The sequence below is a fragment of the Blattabacterium cuenoti genome (assembly GCF_014251375.1).
In the GTDB taxonomy this organism is placed as follows: domain Bacteria; phylum Bacteroidota; class Bacteroidia; order Flavobacteriales; family Blattabacteriaceae; genus Blattabacterium; species Blattabacterium cuenoti_K.
This window is the reverse complement of the sequence record NZ_CP059187.1, coordinates 433,149-453,321: the sequence shown is the minus strand read 5'-3', so window position 1 is coordinate 453,321 and position 20,173 is coordinate 433,149. Positions and strand designations below refer to the sequence as shown.

Below are 20,173 nucleotides of genomic sequence, written 5' to 3'. Positions count from 1 at the left end.
TCAGTTTTGAATTTGGAATAAAAATTTTATGTTTAGATTGGTTTTTATTTTACATATGCAAAAAAAGATTCAAAAGTTATTGTTTGAATTAAATAAACTTAGAAAAAATACACTAATGAATACTCTTGGCATAAAATATATATTCGTTGGAAAAAATTTTTTAGTGGCAAAAATGCCTATTAATAAAAAAGTATTGCAACCTTCAGGATTTCTTCATGGAGGTGCTACAATTTCTTTAGCTGAGAGTGTTGGATGTTTGCTATCTACTTTGAATACAAACAAAGAGGATTTTAATATTTTTAATATTGAAATTTCTGCCAATCATATAAGATCTATTAAAAAAGGGATTCTTTTTGCAAATGCAAAAATTGTTCATAAAGGAAAAACACTTCATTTGATTCAAATTAAAATTTCGAACAAAAATAAGGATATTATTAGTTTATGCAAAATGACAAATATCATAATTCCGAGGAAATAGGGAAAATACAAAAAATAACAATTTTTAGTTTATATAAAAAAATTATAAAAAATATTTTGAATAAAAAAAGTTTTGTTATTTTTAAAAAACCATATGAAAATAGAATTTTTTTTTATTCTCAGAATCAGAATGAGAATAAAAAAAGAGAGAATTTTTTTTTGATTGTAAGTTTTAATAAAAAAAAAGTTATAAAAATACATCCAGATCAAATTTATTCTGTCAATATAGAAGAGGATTTTTACAAGAGTACTTTTGTTAAAAACAATGATCCTGTTTTTTTTTCTTCTATAAAAAATAACTTTTATTCTATAAAATATAAAAATCTAATCAAGAAAGCTATTAGATATATCAAAAATGGATTTTTTAAAAAAGTTGTTGTATCTAGAATTCTTAAAATTTCATTCCGGAATTTTTCTTTAAAAAGAACTTTTCAGAAATTGATTTTTTCTTATCCTAATGCTTTTATTACACTTTGGTATGACTTGTATCATGGAATTTGGATAGGGGCTTCTCCAGAGTTATTAATAAAGTCTTATAATAAAGAATTAAAAACTATTTCTTTAGCTGGTACAGTTTTTGAGAAAAAAAACTTTTGGACAAAAAAGGAATTAGAAGAACATAAAATAGTAACTGAATATATTATCAATTTATTAAATACATACTCAGGAAATATTTTTGTAGAAAAAACTAGAATTATAAATATGGGACATTTATTTCATCTAAAAACTCCTATTAATTTTTCATTTTTTAATCAACCAGATTATTATGAATTTTTAAAAAAAATGCATCCCACTCCTTCTATTTGTGGATATCCCAAAAAAAAATCTTTAGATTTTATTAAAAAAAACGAAGAATACAAAAGGAATTTTTATACAGGATATATGGGAACTGTTGATAATAAAATGAATATGGAATTATATCTTAATTTAAGATGTGCGAAAATAAATATGTCTAAAAAAGAAATTTCATTGTATGCAGGAAGTGGGATTACTAAACAGAGTAATGCAGACAGTGAATATATAGAAACAGAAAATAAAATAAAAAATATTTTGTATAAGCTGATTTTTTATTAGTTATTTAGTTGTTTTTTTTCTATGAAATGGTCTTATAATTAATCGTACACTTTTATGATAGTGAAGGTATTGTATTATCCAATTCATTAAAGCAATGACTCTATTTCGAAATCCAACTAAACTCACTAAGTGAACAAACATCCAAATTATCCATGCTAAAAAACCTTTTAATTTTATATATGGAAAATCGCAAACTGCTTTGTTTCTACCAATAGTTGCCATAGCTCCTAAATTTTTGTATTTAAAAGGTTTTATATTTTTAGGTTCTTTTTCTAAAAAAAGATTAAAATTGTATGCAAGACAATTTCCTTGTTGGATAGCTGGTGTGGCAGTCATAGGATGTCCATTTGGATAAAATGGATTTGTTATCATGCAAGCAATATCACCAATCGCAAAAATGTTTTTATATCTAATAGCTTTGAGATAATCATCTACCAAAATTCTTTGTCCTTTCATATCTTCTTTAAGAAATCCATTTATAATGGCTCCTTTAACTCCTGCTGCCCATATCACATTGGAAGATTCTATATTTTTATTTTTATCTATAAAGACAATTTTTCCATCATAATCTTCTACTAAACAATTTAACCAAATAGTTACTCCTAATTCTTTTAGATTTTTAAAAGCTTGTTTTGATAACTTTTCAGACATTCCTTCTAATAGTCTATCAGATGCTTGTAATAGATGAATATTCATTTTTTGAATATCCAAATCAGGATAGTCGTTTGGTAATACATATCTTTTCATTTCTGCTAAAGCTCCAGCTAATTCAACCCCAGTAGGGCCTCCTCCAACAATAACAAAAGTCATCAGTCTTTCTCTTTCTTTTGAATCTTTAGTAAGTAAGGATGATTCAAAATCTTGTAAAATAAGACTTCTTAAATTTAGTGCTTCAGGAATAGATTTCATAGGTAAAGCGAAAGATTCAATATTTTTATTGCCAAAGTAATTAGTTACAGATCCAGTAGCCATAATTAGATAGTCATAGGATAAGGAGCCTACATTTGTGTATATTTTTTGTTTTTCTGTATTAATGTAATGAACATAAGCTAATCGAAAGAAGAAGTTTTTTTTTTTTTTTATGATTGTTCTAATAGAATGGGCGATAGAATCTGGTTCTAACCCTGCAGTAGCTACTTGATATAATAAAGGTTGAAACGTGTGATAATTATTCTTATCTATGAGGACAACTTGGAATTTGTCTCTTTTTAATTTTTTTGCTACTTGTAAGCCAGAAAATCCGGCTCCAATAATAACAACTCTTTTTAGATTTTTTACTGTTGGAATATTCATAGTAAAAATTTGAAGTACAAATTTATGATCTTATTTTTCTAAGTTAGAAGTTAGAAGTTAGAGATATATATAATAATTTAATAATTTTGTGAAAAAAAATTATATTCTATGAACTACTATTATTGGATTGTTACAATAATTTTTTTGGTTAGTTTTTTTGTTAGTAGAATTTTAAAAAGAAAAATTAGATTTTATTCTGGGTTCCAAATGAACATTCAGATGACGGGAAAAGAAATTGCTGAAAAAATGTTGTATGATAGTGGAATTCATGATGTTGATGTTCTTTTTGTAGAAGGGGAATTGACAGATTATTATGATCCTTTAAATAAAACTATTAATTTAAGTGAAAATGTTTATTCAAAAAAAACTGTAAGTGCTATTGCAGTTTCGGCACATGAATGTGGTCATGCTTTGCAACATAAGTTAGGATATGGAATATTGAAATTTAGAAATCAAATAGAACCACTTTTAAATTTAAGTTCTAAATTAACTAACATAACAATTATGTTTGGACTTTCTATTTTTTATAGTTCTGAAGGGAAAAATTCTTTTTTTCTTAAGTTAGGAATAGGATTATTTTTTTTAGCTGTTATTTTTTCTTTTATTACTCTTCCAATAGAATTTGATGCAAGTAAAAGAGCTTTAATTTGGTTAAAGGATAAAAAAATAGTTAACCATAAAGAATATAATCAAGCTAGGGATTCTTTAAACTGGGCAGCTATGACGTATGTAGTCTCTGCATTAGGAAGTTTTTCACAATTAATATACTTTATCTCTTTTCTTAATACTACTCCTACTACTAGTAGTAGGAGTAATGAAAATCAAATCGATGAATATGAATAATAATTTTAATTCTTTTTTTTCTTTTTTTTAGAGTTTCTTGGATTGGGACGAATATTTCCATAAGTTTTATTGTTTATTTTTCCTCTTCTAGTTTTCTTATCACCTTTTCCCATATTTTATGATTTTATTATAAATTTTATCTGCTTTTTTTTGTAAAAAAAAAATATCTTTATTATTCTTTACAATTATATCTGAATATTTTTCTTTTTCTACATCTGATATTTGATTTTTTATACGGCTTATAATTTTATTTTCACTTAATTTATCTTTTTTTATTATTCGTTCTATTTTTTTTTCTAAAGGGGAACTAATAGTAATAATTAAATCACATTTTTTGTATGATCCACTTTCAAATAAAAGTGCTGATTCTTTTATGGAAAAAAAACTTTTTTGAGATAAGATCCAATTATTAAAATCTAATAGTACCCATGGATGAACTATAGAACATAATAATTTTAACGCATTAGAATCATTAAAAATTTTTTTAGCCAAAAATATTTTATTAATCTTTTTTTCCTTATTATAAGATTCTTTTCCAAAATATTTTATAATATTTTTTTTTATTTCCTCTTTTTGATTCATTAAGAATTTTCCTCTTTCATCTGAAGAGTATACAGAAATTCCTTTTTTTTTGAAAAAAGATGAAAATAAACTCTTTCCTGATCCCATTTGTCCAGTAATCCCTACTAAAAAATATTTCATTTTTTTTCTGTATTTAGATTATTTTTGTTGTTTTTTACTATTTCTTTATTATTTTTTATTATTGTAGTAGTAGTAGTAGAAATAGAATTAGTAGAATTTACATAACGTAATTGAGTTAATTCTTTTGAAACAGTATTTTTTTCTAATTTTATTTTTCCTAAAATGGTTTCTAGTACGAAAAAATTATTTGTTATTTCTATAATTTTTCCATGTACCCCTGAATTTGTTACTATATAATTTCCTTTTTTTATGTTTTCTTGAAATTTTTTTTCTATTTTTTGTTTTCTTATTTGAGGACGTATCATAAAGAAATAAAAAACAATAAAAATTAATGCAAACATCCAAAGAGTACTTATTATAGAATTTTGTTGTAATAATATGAAAAGCATATAAAAATTAAAATATATTTTGTTTGTTTATTTATGAATATAATTAAAAATTAAAATCAAAAAAAAATGAATTTTAATATTAATTTTTTAAATTAAAACATTTTATATAATAATTTGAATATTTTGTCTAGTATTCCATTAATAAAAATTTTACTTTTTTTTGTACAAAATATTTTTGATATTTCTATGTATTCATTTATAGTAGATTTGGGGGGGATATTTGGAAAATATAGAAATTCACAAATTGCCATTTGTAATATGATTAGATCTAGAATAGAGATTCTATTTATATCCCAATTTTTGGATATCTTTTCTATTAGATGATTGAATTCTTTTTTATGAGAAATGGTATTTCTATATAAATCAATAACAAATTTTTTATTTTCATCATTACAAATGTTATATAATTGAAAGTTTTTTGGAGTATAAGATTTTATATGTTGTAATGTTTTACATACCATTATGTGTGCTAAACATAAATCATAAAGACCATTTATATATTTATCTTCAATGTATTCTATTAATTTTTTATTAGAAATAACAAAATTTTTATAGTATTTTATAATAAATTTTTTTTCTTTTTCAAAAGAAGAAGAAGAATGATATTTATTAGAAGAATTATTAAAAATATTTGATTTTTGTGTTTCTTTTAGTATAATAAGTACAATATATTCGTTTTTTTTTCCCCAAAACATTTTATCATTATCAGGATTATATTCCAATAAATGTTTATTATGAGATAATATTTTAATAATAGAATTATCAACTAATTTTTGTATTTGACTGATTTCAATTTTATTCTCTTCTTCTTTTTTTAAATTAGAAAACATTTTTTTCTTATTATTTGCAATAATGAAAATAGCGTAATCTCTAATTTTTAGTATCAAATAAAGAAGAGAGATATAAATTTCATGTAATTCCTCAATGCTTACTAGCATATTTTTTTCTACCTTTTCAGGAGTCATTTTAGATAAGTATTGAGCATATAAAAATTGCATACTTTTTATCCTGAAATGTCGCCTTATTAACATTTCTTTTTAGTTTTTTTTTACATAATGTAAAGAAAATGTCAAACTTAAAAAGTTTGTATTTTTGTGTTTTGTATGTGGAACTTACTTGCTTTTAGCAAAAAATATTTTTTAAAATATAAATTTCGATTTTGGAAAGGATTTTTATTAATTTTAATATCAAATGTATTTACATTACTTCCCATTCCTTATATAGGTAAATCTGTTAACACAATTAGAGATTTATTTTTGCATTCTTACAAATATAGAGTGACTAGTAAGGTTTCACTATTTTCTATATTTTTAAATTATTTAAAAACAGATATTTGTATTTATACAAGTATTATATTGATAGTTCCTATTGTAGGTGGTTTTGTGAAGTACCATATGCGTCAATATATTATCACAACATCAAGAATGATAGAATTTGATCTAAAAAATGAAATTTTTTCACATTATCAAAAATTAAGTTTATCCTTTTATAAAAAAAATTCAACAGGAGATTTAATTAATCGGATAACTGAAGATGTTTCTTTTATTCGACAATACATTGGTCCAGGAATTATGTATTTTATGAATTTTTTCATTTTATTTTTTATGGTTTTAATACAAATGTTACGTTTAGACAAAACGTTAACTTTTTATGTAATATTACCTATTCCTATTCTCTTTTTTTCTATTTATTATGTAAGTATTTATATTTCTAAAAAGAGTGAAGAAGTTCAAAGTTATCAATCATTTATTTGTTCTTTTATACAGGAGACATTTTCTGGTATTCATGTTATTAGATCATTCGTATCTGAATTTTTTTTTCAAGAAAAACATAAAAATATTATTTTTAAGTATCAAAAAAAAAATATAGAATTAGCAAAAATTGACACAATTTTATCTTCTATTATAATGTTTTTTATTGGATCTAGTCATTTGTTGATTATTTTTTTTGGAGGAAAAAAATATTTTAAAGGAGAAATAAAAAATATAGGGACTCTTGCTGAATTTTTTACGTATATCAACGTTTTAATTTTTCCATCTATTATTTTAGGATGGGTTGTATCTATTGTTGAAAGAGCAAAAGTATCACAAATCCGCATCAATAAATTTTTAGAAGAAATCCCTAAAATATTTAATAATAGTTTTTTAAAAAAAAATGTTTTTGGAAAAATTCAGTTTAAAAATGTTAGTTTTATTTATGATTCAGATTCTTTTGAAAAGAAAAAAGAAGAGAAAGAAACAATAAGTGAAATTTCTTTTACCCTTCAAAGAGGAAAAACTTTAGTTATAACTGGAAAAACAGGATCCGGTAAAACAACTATAGGAAGATTAATAACGCGTTTATATGATCCTTTTAAGGGAGAAATACTTGTTGATAATATTTCTTTGAAAGATCATGATCTTTCAAACTTTAGAGATAACATAGGTTATGTTCCTCAAGAAACTTTTCTTTTTTCAGATTCAATTTATAATAATATAGCTTTTGGAAGTATTGAAAAAAATGTCGCATCATGGAAAGTATTTGATGCCGCTAGAAAAGCAATGATAGAAGATGAAATACTTCTTTTTAAACATGGATATGAAACGATCATAGGAGAAAGGGGGATAACTTTATCAGGGGGGCAAAAACAAAGAATATGCATAGCAAGAGCTATTATAAGAAATCCTAAAATTCTTATATTCGATGATAGTTTTTCTTCTATAGATAAAAATACTGTAAACTCAATCATGAGTTATATAAAAAAGAATTTGAAATATACTACTATAATAATTATGACTCATGATATATCTTATATATCTGATTTTGATTTAATTATATTTTTAAATAATGGAAAAATATCTAAAATAGAAAATAGAAGCATTTTTTTTTAGAAAATTTATTTTGAATAATTTTAGGAAAAGTAGGATGGACCATTTTTTTTATTTAGATTTGCTGAATTAGGATTTATTTAATAATAAAAACACTGTTTGAAATGGACGAAAAAGAAAAAGAAAACATTAAAGAAAGAAACGAAATCTGTTCACGTACTCTAAAAACTGGTAGTCGTACATATTTTTTTGACGCAAGAGAGACAAGAGCAGGAGATTATTATTTAACTATTACTGAAAGTAAAAAAAATTTTACTGAAACAGGAGAAATAACTTATAAAAAACACAAAATTTACTTGTATAAAGAAGATTTTTCAAAGTTTCAAAATATACTTGATGATATGATTCGATTTATCATAAATGAGAAAGGAAGAGAAGTTATTTCAGAACGTCATCAAAAAGATTTTAAAAATCATACTTTTAATCAAGAAATAAAAGATGTTCAAAAAAAAACTTCAGAAATGAAGAATTTCACAAATATTAATTTTGAAAATCTATAAATAAAAAATGCTCTTTTCTACTTTTTTATTTTATTTTAATATTTATTTTTTTTCTTTTGTCATATTCTCACTCACTTTAATAATGGATTTAGTTATGGACTATAATAATAACTATAGAAATATAATGAATGATATTAATACTTTTGTATTTGATGTAGACGGAGTTTTAACTAATTGTACTTTGAATTTATTTCCTGATGGAAACATGGTTCGTCAAATGTTTGCTAAAGATGGATATGCAATTCAATTAGCAAAAAAAAAGGGGTATAATTTATGTATTATTACTAGTGGATCAGATTTAATGGTGTTTAAACGTTTAAGAAGACTTAATATTCGTCATATTTATCAGGGAGTTGATAATAAAAAAAAATATTTAGATGAATATTGTAAGATATTAAATATTACTAAAAAAAAAATTCTTTATATGGGAGATGATATTCCAGATATTGAAATCATGAAGAATGTCGCTTTACCATGTTCTCCAATAGATGCGGTTCAAGAAGTAAAAGAAATATCAAAATATATTTCTCCAAAAAAAGGTGGGAAAGGATGTGTAAGAGATGTGATAGAACAAACTTTGAAAATCCAGAAAAATTGGCTTTAATAGTTAAATTAAAAAAAATAGTGTCTTGTCGGACACTATTTTTTTTTTAACATTACATCATTCCCCCCATTCCTCCTCCACCTGCTGATCCAGGCATTGTAGGAGCGCCTTGTTCTTCTTTTTTTATTTCTGTTACAACACACTCAGTAGTTAATAACATACCTGATACTGATGCAGCATTTTCTAATGCAACTCTAGCAACTTTTGTAGGATCTATAATTCCTTCTACAATCATATTTTTATATTCTCCAATCTTAGCATCATATCCAAAATCTCCTTTTCCTTCAGCTACTTTAGCAACTACAACAGATCCTTCCCCTCCAGCATTGGCAACTATTTGACGTAAAGGTTCTTCTAAAGATCTTCTAACTATCTGTATTCCAGTGTCTTGATCTGTATTGTCTCCAGATACATGATTTAATGATTTTATAGCACGTACTAAAGCAACACCTCCACCAGCTACAATTCCTTCTTCTACTGCTGCACGGGTAGCATTCAATGCGTCATCTACCCTATCTTTTTTTTCCTTCATCTCAACTTCTGATGCAGCTCCAACATAAAGAACTGCAACACCTCCAGCTAATTTTGCAAGACGTTCCTGCAATTTTTCTTTATCATAATCAGATGTTGTAGATTCTATTTGAGCTTTAATTTGTTCTACCCGAGCTCTGATATCTTTTTTACTTCCACCTCCGTTAACAATAGTAGTATTGTCTTTATCTATAATAACTCTTTCTGCTTTACCTAGCATATTTAATTTAACATCTTCCAATTTACTTCCTGTTTCTTCAGAAATAACAGTCCCTCCAGTAAGAATTGCAATATCTTCTAACATAGCTTTTCTTCTATCTCCAAATCCTGGAGCTTTTATTGCTGCTACTTTTAAAGTCCCCCGTATTTTATTGACGACTAACGTCGCTAATGCTTCTCCTTCTACTTCTTCAGAAATAATAAGCAAAGGTTTTCCAGATTGTGCTACTGGTTCTAATATGGGCAACAAATCTTTCATTGCTGCAATTTTTTTATCAGATAATAAAATTTGTGGTTGATCAAATTCTGTTATCATTTTTTCAGTATTTGTAACAAAATAAGGTGATTGATATCCTCTATCAAATTGCATTCCTTCTACAACATCTACTGATGTATCTGTTCCTTTTGCTTCTTCTACCGTGATAACTCCTTCTTTTCCTACTTTTTCAAAAGCGTCAGCTATTAATGCTCCGGTTTTTTCATCATTATTTGCAGATATAGAAGCAACTTGTTTTATTTTTTCTGTATTTCCTCCTACTTCTCTAGATTGTTTTTTTAAATCAAAAATAACAACTTCTAATGCTTTATCTATTCCTCTTTTTAAATCCATTGGATTAGCTCCAGCTGCTACGTTTTTTAATCCTTCTCTAACAATAGCTTGTGCTAATACTGTAGCAGTAGTTGTTCCATCTCCTGCTACATCATTTGTTTTGGATGCTACTTCTTTTACCATTTGAGCTCCAAGATTTTCTATAGAATCTTCTAATTCTATTTCTTTAGCTACAGAAACTCCATCTTTTGTCACTTGTGGACCTCCAAAGGATTTTTGTAATACAACATTTCTTCCTTTTGGCCCCAAGGTGACTTTCACAGCATTTGCTAATGCATCTACTCCTTTTTTTAATTTATCTCTTGCTTCAATATCAAATTTAATATCTTTTGCCATAATTTTTTAGATTTTTTTAATAAGTTATCTATCTTAATTACTTACTTCTTAATTTTAATTGCAATCTTAATTTCTTTTTTTTATTTTTATTATATTTTATATTATTTATTTTTTATATGATTGCAATTACATCAGATACTCTCATAATCAGATATTCTTTCCCCTCCCACTTTAATTCAGTCCCTGAATATTTACCATATAAAACTCTATCTCCTTTTTTTAGAACCATAGGTTCATTTTTTTTTCCATTTCCAACAGCTATTATAGTTCCTTTTTGGGGTTTTTCTTTTGCTGTATCAGGAATAATGATCCCTGAAGATGTTTTTGTTTCAGCAGGATCTGATTGTACTAGAACACGATCTTCTAAAGGTTTAATCTTAACTTCCACCATATTTAATAATTTTTAAGGTTAACTATACTTAATTTATCATTGATTATTTATTGCCAAAAACATGCCAAATAAAAAATATTTCAATTTTACAAAATTGAATCCAATTAAATGACATTATGACATAATATTTATTGTTTTGATCAAAAACAAATTAAAAAATAAAGTTAAAAAAACTAAAATAATAGATAATATCCAAGTAATTCTTTCTAAAAAAGTATTTGTTTGTCTTATACCAAAAAATCTAAAATTTTTTTCCATAAAATATTGAGAAATACTTTCTTTTTTAGGATTTTGAATTAAAATTATTGTAATAAGTAGTGTACATATAAAAACGATTAAAAAACCAAATATTGTTGAATATATTTCTTTCATTATTTCTTCATTATTGAATCAAAATATTAATTTTTTCAATTAACCTATTTTTGTATCTTCTTTTTTTATAAGATTCCTATTTCTCCTTTTCTATTTTTTTATTTTTTAGCGTATTATCACTATTACTACTATCATCATCACTATTATTGCTACTACTAATAGTAGTATTAGTTAGTATTATTAGATGATTCATTATTATAAGTAGCAGAAGTAATAGAAGAAATAGAAGTGTTTTCATTGTTATTATTACTACTATTATCATCATTATTATTAATAGTAGCGCTACTACTGTTGTTGCTACTACTGCCAGTAGTAGTATCAGCAGCATTTTCTTCATCTATTATATCATATTCAGTAACAACTGGTCTATTTTTTATGATTTCATCCCCTCTATGTTTTCTATTTTCATTGATTTGATTTATTGTTTTATTGTATATTTTATTAATTAAACTTGTTAAAAGACTATTTCTTAAAACTTCTTCATTAAATGGATCCTTGTTTCTAGAAAAAGATTCTGATACTTCAAAAGTTTGAATCCAATTATTTTTTACATTATGTTGATCCTTGCAATAAGCTTCAATAACTATTTTAACTTTTGGATCATCTGTGATACTTTCTTCTATTATATCATAATCTAGAAGTCGCCCTCCTATAATTAGATCCCCTCCTTCTGGTACTAAAGTGAAAGGACTTCGTTCAATTATAAAATCTTCTAATCCTCTTTTTAAATCAGAAATAAAAATTTCATTCCCTCCATGAAATGGGATATCATTGACAAGTTCTATAAAATCTTTGATTTGTATTTTTTTATTTTCTTCCTTAAGGAAATAAGGATTATAGCAACTAAACAATAGTAAAAAAACAAGAGAAAAAATAATTATTTTTTTTCTTCTATAATCCATATTGTTTTATTTTTCTATATAATGTTCTTTCGGAAATCCCCAATTCTTTTGCGGTCATTCTTCTCTTACCGCTATTTTTCATTAAAGCTTTTTGAATAAATTCAATTTCTTTCTTTTGCAAAGAAAAATTATTCTCATTATTTTTAGATAATAATGTTTCATCTTCTTCTATTTCTTCATAATCTAACTCATCATCTGATGATTTTTTATTTTTTTTCTTAGAAGAAGTATTTTCTAATCGAAAAAGTGTATCGTCTTTTTTATTTTTATTTAGATTATTGAGACGTATTTTTCCAAATACTTTTTCCATAAGTTGTTGATTATTTTCAATAAAATTAGAATTATTATTAATTAGTTGCAAAGTTAAAATTTTTAAGTCATTTAAATTTTTTTGCATATCAAATAAAACTTTGTAAAAAAAATCTCTTTCTCTAGAAAAATCTTTAAAAAAACGTTGATCGTGATTATTTGAACGGTGAAAAGATAATGAAGGAATATTTTCGGGAATATATTCTTTTAATTTATCTATAGAAATTTCACGTTTTGTTTCCATTACAGAAATTTGTTCGATAAGATTTTTTAGCTGTCTTATATTTCCGGGCCAAGAATAATTCTCTAAATATTTTAGAGATTCTTCAGTTAAATTAATTGGAGGAATACGATATTTTTCTGAAAAATCATTAGAAAATTTTTTGAATAATAGTTTAATATCATTTTTCCTACTTCGTAAAGGAGGGATAATAATTTGTACTGTATTAAGACGGTAATATAAATCTTCTCTAAACTTTCCTTTTTGAATGGATTCTATCATGTTTAAGTTAGTAGCAGATACTACTCGTATATTTGTTTTTTGTATTTTAGAAGATCCTACTTTTATAAATTCACCTGATTCTAAAATTCTAAGAAGACGAACTTGTGTAGTTAAGGGAAGTTCCCCCACTTCGTCTAAAAAAATAGTTCCTCCATCTGCACCTTCAAAATACCCCTTTCTCATATTTGTAGCTCCTGTAAAAGAACCTTTTTCATGTCCAAAAAGTTCGCTATCAATTGTTCCTTCAGGAATGGCACCACAATTTACGGTAATACAAGAACAATGTTTTCTAAAAGAAAATTGATGAATAATTTTGGGGATAAATTCTTTTCCTACACCGCTTTCTCCAAGAATCAATACAGAAATATCAGTCGGAGCTACTTGAAGTGCTTTTTCCAAAGATCTATGTAAAGCATAATCATTTCCAACAATGTTAAATTTTTGTTTTATAGCATGGATAGATATAGATTCCATAAAAAATAAAAAAATAAATACTTTATAAATACTTACTAACTATAAGTAATAAAAGTTTTAAGTAAAAAAAATTATTTTTATTTAATTTTAATTCCTCTTCCTATTAAGGTTGAAGAAGTATAATTTATTATTTGAACATGTACTAAATCACCTACTATAAAGGATTCTTTTGGAAAGACTACCCCAATATTTTGAGTGTTTCTTCCGTACCACCAATCCTGATGATTTTTTTTGGATTCTCCTTCTATTAAAACTTCTTGTATTTTTCCTATATATTTTTTCATCTGAAAAATAGAATGAGTTCTTTGTAAATGAATAATCTCTTTCAATCTTCTTTTTTTTACATTTTCCGGAACATTATCTTGAAATTTTCTATAGGCATAAGTACCGGGTCTATGAGAATAAGAGAACATATACCCGTAATTATATTTAATATTGTTCATTAAACTAATAGTTTCTTGATGATCTTTTTCATTTTCATGACAAAATCCAGTCATAATATCATGTGAGATAGAACATTCAGGAATCTTTTCTCTAATTTTTTTAATTAAAGAAATATAACTTTCTCTAGTATATTTTCTATTCATTAGTTTTAATATTTTATTACTTCCTGATTGAACTGGTAAATGAATATGGTTACATATATTTGAATGTTTTGATATTATTTCTATCACTTTTTCAGACATATCATGAGGATTAGATGTAGAAAATCGTATCCGCATAGATGGTATTTTTTTTGCTAAAAGATCCAAAAGGATGGAAAAATCTATAAAATTTTTATTTTCTTTTTTAAGAATTTGTTTTTTTAAAAAATCTCTTCCTCCCCATAGGTAAGAATCTACATTTTGACCTAAAAGGGTAACTTCTTTATATCCTTTTTCATATAAAATCTTGCATTCTTTAAGGATCAAATTAGGATCACTACTTCTTTCTCTTCCTCTTGTAAAAGGAACTACACAAAATGTACACATATTATCACATCCTCTTGTAATACTTAAGAACGCGGTAACTTTTTTATTTTTTCTATTCTTATTCCAAAATTGATATGGAGTTATATCAGAATAAGTTTCGTTTTCTTTATGTAAAGAAAAAATTTTTGAATCTTTTTTTTGATTTTTATTTTCATTAATCAAACGAATAATAATATCAGATATTTTTCTATAAGAATCTGGAGATATGGAAAAATCTATAATGTTTTCTTGATCCAATTTTTTTATTTGTTTTGACAAACATCCCAATATTCCAAATAATGGAGGATTTTTTTTATTTTTTTTTAAATATTTTAGATTTTGTAATCTATTTTTTAAGGTTGATTCTGCTTTTTCTCGAATAGAACAAGTATTTATCAATATAATATTTGCTTTTTCTAAATTTTCTGTAATAGAAAATCCTTTGTCCAATAAAAGAGAAGCCACTATTTCATTGTCAAAGAGGTTCATTTGACATCCATAATTTTCTATATAAGTTTGTAATGTGCTATTTTTTTTTTCTTCATTTTCGTTTTTTATTTCATCATTTTTAATGTCTTTTTTTTCGTATTGTTTCATTTATTTTCTTTCTTATCAATAAATTTAATAAATTTTAAAAGAAATGATAAAGGTGTAAAAACTAAATACGAAGAATTTTCTTAGCTAGAGAAATCAAATTTTTATCTCCTGTAGATTTTTCTTTTACGTTAGAAAGTTTGACAACTGATATCCATTTTTTTTTTTTTGTTTTTGGAAGTGTTTTAACCATTTTTATAACCATATTCATAGATGGTAATCCTACATCATTAGTAAAATTAGTTCCTATTCCAAAAAATGGATTTATTTTTTTTTTGCAAAAAGAAGATATAGTAGCGACCTTGTTGGGATTTAAATTATCTGAAAAAATAATTTTTTTTTTTAAAGGATTTATTTTCAACTTTTTGTAGTGTTTTATGATTTCATTAGTAAATAAAATAGGATTTCCACTATCATGTCGAACTCCTTCAAAAAGATTTGCTAATTTTTTATCAAAATTTTTTAAAAAAACTGAAGTGGTATATGTATCCGATAAAGCTATTCTTAAGTTTTTTCCATAGATATTCAACCAATTTTCCATTGCTATTTGATCTGCTATGTTAAATCCATATTTAGCAGCATGAAACATAACCCATTCATGTCCATGAGTTCCGATAGGTTTTTTTGAAAAAATACGAGATAAATGAACGTTACTGCTTCCAATAAAAACGGAATTTCCCTTTTCTTTTAAAAAATTCAAAACTAATTTTTGAACTTTATAAGAATACCTTCTTCTAGTTCCGTATTCTCCAATTTTAACATTTAGTTTTTTATATTTTTCTAATTTTTCTTTTGTTAAAAGAATAATTTTATTGTCTGAAATACATTTTTTTCCTGTTAGTTGATAATATAATTCAGATATAGTTGCCATTAAAGGAACTTCCCATAGTATAGTACTACTCCATAATCCTTCAATTGACATATGTATGTCTTTTCCATTTTGTGAAATAAAGACTTCTTTTGGATTATATTGATATGTATTTAGAAAGTCTAAATATGTAGAATCTAAATAAGGGCAATTTTTTTCTAAAAATTTTCTTTCATCATTTGAAAGTTTTAGACTTGCCATCTCTTGAAGATTTTCTTTTAAAAGATCAGAAAAATTTTTTGGAAAAGAATGTTTCCCTCTATTGATAAATTCATATTTAGCTTTTGCTAAAGGAAACAGTTTTATAATTGCGTTTTGCATAGTAAATTTATAAAAATCATTGTCTAATAAAGATGATACAATTGCGAATTCGTTCATTCAATACTTTTCTTATAAGTTTTAGTTTTATTTTAAGTATTTTTGAGGTAGTTTATTTTGTATAGAAAAGATAAAAAAAACTAAAAAATTCAACTTTTTTTTCGTAAAGTTATTCTGATGAAAATAATCATGGATTCTTATAGAATTATTGAGTTAAAAAACTTGTTTTAATGAAATATTTTTCTTTTTTAGAAAAAATATTTCTCTAAATTTGCCTTTAAAACATTTAAAACAATTTATTTATCAAATATGGACAATACGAAATTATACGTTGGAAATTTATCTTATGATATGACAGAAAAAGAATTAAAAGAATATTTTGAATCTATAGGAGAAGTTACTCATGCAAAAATAATTTTTGACGAATCTGCATCAAGTAAAAGAAGCAAAGGATTTGGATTTATAGAAATGTCTAATGAAGAAAACGCAAGACAAGCTATAGAAAAATTAAATGGGACAGAACTAATGGGCCGAAATATTATTGTATCTGCAGCAAGACCAAGAACAAAAAGAGATTATTAAATTAAAAAAATCCCCGTCTACATCTGTTTGTTATTAAACAATGCAAAATATGATTAAATAAGTTTTGTAATATAATATAATTTGAAAAAATTATAATAGTTAACTAACTAATACTAATTAAAGATATTTTTGTTAATATCAAACGCAAATGAGCATATGTTATGAAAAAATTATCTGGAACAGGTGTAGCGTTGGTTACTCCTTTTAAAAAGGATGGAAAAATAGATTTTAATGGACTTGAAAATCTTGTTAAATATGTAGAAGATAAAGTAGATTATTTAGTAATATTAGGAACTACATCTGAAATTTCTACTTTAAAAAAAGAAGAAAAAAAAGATATTATAGAATGTATTAAAAGTATAAATTTAAAAAAACTTCCTTTAATATTAGGAATAGGTGGAAATGATACTAAATCTGTTATAAATAATATAAAAAATACAAATCTTTCAGATTTTTTGGCAATTCTTTCTGTTTCTCCTTATTACAATACCCCCTCTCAAGAGGGGATTTACCAACATTTTAGATCTATTGTCAATAATACAGAAACTAATATAATTATTTATAATGTTCCTAAAAGAACTGGTTCAAATGTATCCCCAGAAACTGTAATTCGTTTAGCTAATGATTTTCAAAAAATAATAGGAATAAAAGAAGCGTCTGGAAATGTTTTGCAATCTTATAGAATTATTGAAAAAAAACCAAAAAATTTTAGTGTAATATCAGGAGATGATTTTCTCACTTTACCTATAATATTAGGAGGAGGAGATGGGGTTATTTCTGTAATAGCACAAGGATTTCCAAATCAAGTTTCTGAAATGGTTTCTTTTGCTAAAAAGAATAATGTCAAAAAGGCTTTTGATATTTTTTATGAAATTCTTTCTATGATTGATTTAATTTATAAAGAAGGAAATCCAACTGGAATTAAAATGTTTTTAAATATTATAAAAATATGTAATTCCTATGTAAGACTTCCATTATTGAATGGAACGGATTCTTTAAAAAGAAAAATGATATCCTTTTTAGGAGAAAATAAAGAAATTTTAATTTAAAAAAAATAAAAATTTTATGTTTAGTGAAAAAATACAAAAAGGATTAAAAAAACAATTGATTAGAGAATTGGAATCTTCTCAATTATATTTATCTATGGCATCTTGGTCAGAATATAAAGGGTTTGAAGGAATATGTGAATTTTTATACAATCATTCAAATGAAGAAAGAAACCATATGTTAAAGTTAATGAGATATATTAATAAAAGAGGCGGATATGCAGCAATTTTTCCATATGAAAATTTACATTTTTATGAAAAATCTTATTCATATAATTCTTTGAAAGAACTGTTTCAAAAATTATTTGAACATGAAATAAAAATTTCATCTGAAATTAATATTCTTGTTGAATTATCTTTACAAGAAAAAGATTATTTTACATATAACTTTTTACAATGGTATGTAGAAAAACAAATAGAAGAGGAAAATTTAAGTAAAAGTATATTAAGTAAAATTGAATTAATAGGAGATGAAAAATTAGGGCTTTATTTATTTGATCGTGATTTAGATAAAAAATTTTGAATATGAATCAAAAAAAAAATATTTGTATTTTGATTTTATTTTTGGTTTTTTTAAGTTCTTCTGTATATGGATACGGTAATGTACTAAATGTACTAGATAGAGAAAGTAAAGAAAAAGTTAGAGAAGAAATTTATTCTACAGATAGAAAAGAAATTATTAATCGCAATAATAGTAAATGGGATGAAAAAAAAGAGTTATTTCAAAAATTTTTTTATAGAAAAAACATTCAGTCTTATTCTGAAACTAAAGAAGAAAAAAATTTTGAAGAATATGAATTTTTCAGAAAAGGATTAAATTTTTATTTTTCCTCGTTGAATTTTGATTTAGATCAAAAAAATACTTATATGGCTATTGATATTTTAAATCAATTTATTCAAAGATTTCAAAACAGTTCTAAAATAACAGAAGCGAATAAACTTTTGAATGAACTGTTGAAAAAAATTGAAAAAAAAGATTATTATATAGCTAATATATATTTTTCTATGCAGAAAAATTATGCAGCTTTAGTTTCTTTCCGAGATTTTTTAAATGATTTTCCAAAAAGCAATTTCAAAGAAAATGTTTTATATAAAATTTGTATTATTAGATATAGGATAGCCATAGCTAATAATACAAATCACAAAAAAAATATTTCTGACTTTTTAGAATCATATAAGAAATATGTCAAATCATATCCAAATAATTACTATCATATAAAGAAATTGCAAGATCTTTATAAAAAATTAATGAATAATTGAAAATGAATTTTTTAAAATACATTAAAGCTCCAATGAATACTGAACCCGTAGATCGTATGGTTTTGGAGAAACTATCAAAAAGAAACATTTATGAAGTAATTTGTATTTTAGAAAAAATAAGTCGAGAAATTAGTTCTCGTTTAAAAAATGATTTAGATAGAAAATTAGAGGAATTTAGTATAATGAATAAAAATCATTTGGAAGAAATATTTGAAAACAAAGAGCAAATAGAATTATCAAAATTTTATGAGAAGTTGCCAAAACCTACATCTATATCCTTACAGTATTTTTTAGATGGAAAAATAAAAATTAAATCAATTTAATATTTTCACTTTTTTTAATTACGTATTTTTTTCTTATAGTCTTTTAAAAATTTTTCTAATCCTATTTTCGTTAAAGGATGATTTATAAGATTTGATATAATGTTTCTTGGAGAAGTTATAGCATCTATTCCTATTTTTGCACATTCTATAATATGTAAAGGATGACGTATAGATGCGGCTATAATTTTTGTATCAAAACGATATAAACTATAAATAGTTTTAATTTCTTTTATTAAATCCAATCCATTTTGAGAGATATCATCTAATCTTCCTAAAAATGGAGAAACATAATAAGATCCCGATTTAGCCGCTAAAAGTGCTTGTCCGGATGAAAATATGAGTGTACAATTAGTTTTAATGTTTTTTTTTGATAAATATTTTATAGTTTTTATCCCGTTTTCTGTTGCAGGAATTTTAACAACAATTTTTGGATGTAATGATGAAATCTCTTCTCCTTCTTGTACCATGTCAAGGTAATCAACGCTAACAATCTCTGCACTAACATTTTTTGAATTTTTTTTACCTAAAATATTACAAATAGATATGTAATGTTTATAAATATCATTTTTATTATAAATAGATTCTTTTGCTATTAAAGAAGGATTTGTAGTTACACCATCCAAAATCCCCATTTTTTTAGCTTCTTTTATTTCATCTAAATTAGCAGTATCTATAAAAAACTTCATGATCTAATTCTTATTCTTATTAGTTAGATGTTATCTTTATTATTATGATTTTTTTTCAATTAAATTTCATAATGCATCATATAATATACATACAAAAAACGAATTTTTTTAAAAAATTTTATATGATTTATTTTTTTGATTTTTTTATATT

At 24.4% G+C, this 20,173-nt stretch carries 24 protein-coding genes; 11 read left to right on the top strand and 13 right to left on the bottom strand.

Annotated elements, in window-relative coordinates; genetic code table 11:
• Positions 1–55 precede the first annotated feature (55 nt).
• Both H0H71_RS02185 and H0H71_RS02180 read left to right on the top strand, forming a co-directional pair.
• Entirely contained in the window at positions 56–478 is a 423-nt protein-coding gene (locus H0H71_RS02185) for a PaaI family thioesterase (RefSeq protein WP_185855920.1), read from the top strand.
• Between the two features lie 56 nt (positions 479–534).
• The gene (locus H0H71_RS02180; RefSeq protein WP_238784438.1) at positions 535–1,551 is read left to right on the top strand and encodes a chorismate-binding protein; all 1,017 of its coding nucleotides are present in this window, start codon (positions 535–537) and stop codon (positions 1,549–1,551) included.
• Here H0H71_RS02180 and H0H71_RS02175 read toward each other — a convergent pair whose 3' ends face one another.
• A complete protein-coding gene (locus H0H71_RS02175; protein WP_185855918.1) occupies positions 1,552–2,844 on the bottom strand; it encodes an NAD(P)/FAD-dependent oxidoreductase in 1,293 nt (430 codons plus the stop codon).
• A gap of 108 nt (positions 2,845–2,952) precedes the next feature.
• Here H0H71_RS02175 and H0H71_RS02170 point away from each other — a divergent pair, with 108 nt between their 5' ends.
• A complete protein-coding gene (locus H0H71_RS02170; RefSeq protein ID WP_185855917.1) occupies positions 2,953–3,687 on the top strand; it encodes a zinc metallopeptidase in 735 nt (244 codons plus the stop codon).
• A 5-nt stretch (positions 3,688–3,692) separates the two neighbouring features.
• Here H0H71_RS02170 and H0H71_RS02165 read toward each other — a convergent pair whose 3' ends face one another.
• The 4 genes from H0H71_RS02165 to nusB all read right to left on the bottom strand — a co-directional run bounded on the left by H0H71_RS02165 (position 3,693) and on the right by nusB (position 5,776).
• A complete protein-coding gene (locus tag H0H71_RS02165; protein ID WP_185855916.1) occupies positions 3,693–3,800 on the bottom strand; it encodes a 30S ribosomal protein THX in 108 nt (35 codons plus the stop codon).
• A complete protein-coding gene (coaE, locus tag H0H71_RS02160; protein ID WP_185855915.1) occupies positions 3,787–4,389 on the bottom strand; it encodes a dephospho-CoA kinase in 603 nt (200 codons plus the stop codon). Before coaE ends, H0H71_RS02165 begins: the two co-directional genes overlap by 14 nt.
• Positions 4,386–4,778 carry a preprotein translocase subunit YajC gene (gene yajC, locus H0H71_RS02155; RefSeq protein WP_185855914.1) on the bottom strand — a complete coding sequence of 131 codons (393 nt, stop codon included), beginning with the start codon at positions 4,776–4,778 and terminating at the stop codon, positions 4,386–4,388. The genes coaE and yajC overlap by 4 nt, the downstream gene beginning before the upstream one ends.
• Positions 4,779–4,870: 92 nt before the next feature.
• A complete protein-coding gene (gene nusB / locus H0H71_RS02150) occupies positions 4,871–5,776 on the bottom strand; it encodes a transcription antitermination factor NusB (RefSeq protein WP_185855913.1) in 906 nt (301 codons plus the stop codon).
• A 105-nt stretch (positions 5,777–5,881) separates the two neighbouring features.
• Here nusB and H0H71_RS02145 point away from each other — a divergent pair, with 105 nt between their 5' ends.
• From H0H71_RS02145 to H0H71_RS02135, 3 genes are all read left to right on the top strand, one after another.
• A complete protein-coding gene (locus H0H71_RS02145; protein ID WP_185855912.1) occupies positions 5,882–7,648 on the top strand; it encodes an ABC transporter ATP-binding protein in 1,767 nt (588 codons plus the stop codon).
• 101 nt (positions 7,649–7,749) lie between these two features.
• Positions 7,750–8,145 (top strand): DUF3276 family protein, encoded by a 396-nt coding sequence (locus tag H0H71_RS02140; protein WP_185855911.1) that lies wholly within the window; start codon positions 7,750–7,752, stop codon positions 8,143–8,145.
• A gap of 82 nt (positions 8,146–8,227) precedes the next feature.
• Positions 8,228–8,749, top strand: coding sequence for a KdsC family phosphatase (locus H0H71_RS02135; protein WP_394798408.1), 522 nt, complete (start codon positions 8,228–8,230; stop codon positions 8,747–8,749).
• 52 nt (positions 8,750–8,801) lie between these two features.
• On the opposite strand, the gene groL is transcribed toward H0H71_RS02135, so the two are convergent.
• The 7 genes from groL to pncB all read right to left on the bottom strand — a co-directional run bounded on the left by groL (position 8,802) and on the right by pncB (position 16,185).
• Positions 8,802–10,445, bottom strand: coding sequence for a chaperonin GroEL (gene groL, locus H0H71_RS02130; RefSeq protein ID WP_185855910.1), 1,644 nt, complete (start codon positions 10,443–10,445; stop codon positions 8,802–8,804).
• Between the two features lie 112 nt (positions 10,446–10,557).
• Positions 10,558–10,836, bottom strand: a complete 279-nt coding sequence (locus H0H71_RS02125; RefSeq protein WP_185855909.1) for a co-chaperone GroES — start codon at positions 10,834–10,836, stop codon at positions 10,558–10,560.
• Between the two features lie 114 nt (positions 10,837–10,950).
• Complete coding sequence (secG, locus tag H0H71_RS02120) at positions 10,951–11,208, bottom strand: preprotein translocase subunit SecG (RefSeq protein ID WP_238784437.1); 258 nt, start codon at positions 11,206–11,208, stop codon at positions 10,951–10,953.
• A gap of 167 nt (positions 11,209–11,375) precedes the next feature.
• Entirely contained in the window at positions 11,376–12,110 is a 735-nt protein-coding gene (locus tag H0H71_RS02115; protein WP_185855908.1) for a hypothetical protein, read from the bottom strand.
• Positions 12,100–13,395, bottom strand: a complete 1,296-nt coding sequence (locus H0H71_RS02110) for a sigma 54-interacting transcriptional regulator (RefSeq protein ID WP_185855907.1) — start codon at positions 13,393–13,395, stop codon at positions 12,100–12,102. The genes H0H71_RS02115 and H0H71_RS02110 overlap by 11 nt, the downstream gene beginning before the upstream one ends.
• Positions 13,396–13,472: 77 nt before the next feature.
• On the bottom strand, positions 13,473–14,942 hold the full coding sequence (gene miaB / locus H0H71_RS02105; protein ID WP_185855906.1) for a tRNA (N6-isopentenyl adenosine(37)-C2)-methylthiotransferase MiaB: 1,470 nt from the start codon (positions 14,940–14,942) through the stop codon (positions 13,473–13,475).
• A 61-nt stretch (positions 14,943–15,003) separates the two neighbouring features.
• Positions 15,004–16,185: a nicotinate phosphoribosyltransferase gene (gene pncB, locus H0H71_RS02100; RefSeq protein ID WP_185855905.1), complete on the bottom strand. Its 1,182-nt coding sequence runs from the start codon at positions 16,183–16,185 to the stop codon at positions 15,004–15,006.
• Between the two features lie 249 nt (positions 16,186–16,434).
• On the opposite strand from pncB, the gene H0H71_RS02095 reads away from it, so the two are divergent.
• The 5 genes from H0H71_RS02095 to H0H71_RS02075 all read left to right on the top strand — a co-directional run bounded on the left by H0H71_RS02095 (position 16,435) and on the right by H0H71_RS02075 (position 19,336).
• Entirely contained in the window at positions 16,435–16,707 is a 273-nt protein-coding gene (locus H0H71_RS02095; protein WP_185855904.1) for an RNA recognition motif domain-containing protein, read from the top strand.
• Positions 16,708–16,868: 161 nt separating this feature from the next.
• Positions 16,869–17,756, top strand: a complete 888-nt coding sequence (dapA, locus tag H0H71_RS02090) for a 4-hydroxy-tetrahydrodipicolinate synthase (protein ID WP_185855903.1) — start codon at positions 16,869–16,871, stop codon at positions 17,754–17,756.
• Positions 17,757–17,772: 16 nt separating this feature from the next.
• A complete protein-coding gene (locus tag H0H71_RS02085; RefSeq protein ID WP_185855902.1) occupies positions 17,773–18,276 on the top strand; it encodes a ferritin in 504 nt (167 codons plus the stop codon).
• 2 nt (positions 18,277–18,278) lie between these two features.
• Entirely contained in the window at positions 18,279–19,013 is a 735-nt protein-coding gene (locus H0H71_RS02080; RefSeq protein WP_185855901.1) for an outer membrane protein assembly factor BamD, read from the top strand.
• Between the two features lie 2 nt (positions 19,014–19,015).
• Positions 19,016–19,336: a hypothetical protein gene (locus H0H71_RS02075; protein WP_185855900.1), complete on the top strand. Its 321-nt coding sequence runs from the start codon at positions 19,016–19,018 to the stop codon at positions 19,334–19,336.
• A gap of 14 nt (positions 19,337–19,350) precedes the next feature.
• Here H0H71_RS02075 and fsa read toward each other — a convergent pair whose 3' ends face one another.
• Entirely contained in the window at positions 19,351–20,022 is a 672-nt protein-coding gene (gene fsa / locus H0H71_RS02070; protein WP_185855899.1) for a fructose-6-phosphate aldolase, read from the bottom strand.
• Positions 20,023–20,173 lie beyond the last annotated feature (151 nt).

Coding starts and splice junctions, on each gene's coding strand:
- H0H71_RS02185 (WP_185855920.1), top strand. CDS start 56: ATGCAAAAAAAGATTCAAAAGTTATTGTTTGAATTAAATAAACTTAGA.
- H0H71_RS02175 (WP_185855918.1), bottom strand. CDS start 2,844: ATGAATATTCCAACAGTAAAAAATCTAAAAAGAGTTGTTATTATTGGA.
- H0H71_RS02170 (WP_185855917.1), top strand. CDS start 2,953: ATGAACTACTATTATTGGATTGTTACAATAATTTTTTTGGTTAGTTTT.
- H0H71_RS02165 (WP_185855916.1), bottom strand. CDS start 3,800: ATGGGAAAAGGTGATAAGAAAACTAGAAGAGGAAAAATAAACAATAAA.
- coaE (WP_185855915.1), bottom strand. CDS start 4,389: ATGAAATATTTTTTAGTAGGGATTACTGGACAAATGGGATCAGGAAAG.
- yajC (WP_185855914.1), bottom strand. CDS start 4,778: ATGCTTTTCATATTATTACAACAAAATTCTATAATAAGTACTCTTTGG.
- nusB (WP_185855913.1), bottom strand. CDS start 5,776: ATGCAATTTTTATATGCTCAATACTTATCTAAAATGACTCCTGAAAAG.
- H0H71_RS02145 (WP_185855912.1), top strand. CDS start 5,882: ATGTGGAACTTACTTGCTTTTAGCAAAAAATATTTTTTAAAATATAAA.
- H0H71_RS02140 (WP_185855911.1), top strand. CDS start 7,750: ATGGACGAAAAAGAAAAAGAAAACATTAAAGAAAGAAACGAAATCTGT.
- H0H71_RS02135 (WP_394798408.1), top strand. CDS start 8,228: ATGGATTTAGTTATGGACTATAATAATAACTATAGAAATATAATGAAT.
- groL (WP_185855910.1), bottom strand. CDS start 10,445: ATGGCAAAAGATATTAAATTTGATATTGAAGCAAGAGATAAATTAAAA.
- H0H71_RS02125 (WP_185855909.1), bottom strand. CDS start 10,836: ATGGTGGAAGTTAAGATTAAACCTTTAGAAGATCGTGTTCTAGTACAA.
- secG (WP_238784437.1), bottom strand. CDS start 11,208: ATGAAAGAAATATATTCAACAATATTTGGTTTTTTAATCGTTTTTATA.
- H0H71_RS02115 (WP_185855908.1), bottom strand. CDS start 12,110: ATGGATTATAGAAGAAAAAAAATAATTATTTTTTCTCTTGTTTTTTTA.
- H0H71_RS02110 (WP_185855907.1), bottom strand. CDS start 13,395: ATGGAATCTATATCTATCCATGCTATAAAACAAAAATTTAACATTGTT.
- miaB (WP_185855906.1), bottom strand. CDS start 14,942: ATGAAACAATACGAAAAAAAAGACATTAAAAATGATGAAATAAAAAAC.
- pncB (WP_185855905.1), bottom strand. CDS start 16,185: ATGAACGAATTCGCAATTGTATCATCTTTATTAGACAATGATTTTTAT.
- H0H71_RS02095 (WP_185855904.1), top strand. CDS start 16,435: ATGGACAATACGAAATTATACGTTGGAAATTTATCTTATGATATGACA.
- dapA (WP_185855903.1), top strand. CDS start 16,869: ATGAAAAAATTATCTGGAACAGGTGTAGCGTTGGTTACTCCTTTTAAA.
- H0H71_RS02085 (WP_185855902.1), top strand. CDS start 17,773: ATGTTTAGTGAAAAAATACAAAAAGGATTAAAAAAACAATTGATTAGA.
- H0H71_RS02080 (WP_185855901.1), top strand. CDS start 18,279: ATGAATCAAAAAAAAAATATTTGTATTTTGATTTTATTTTTGGTTTTT.
- H0H71_RS02075 (WP_185855900.1), top strand. CDS start 19,016: ATGAATTTTTTAAAATACATTAAAGCTCCAATGAATACTGAACCCGTA.
- fsa (WP_185855899.1), bottom strand. CDS start 20,022: ATGAAGTTTTTTATAGATACTGCTAATTTAGATGAAATAAAAGAAGCT.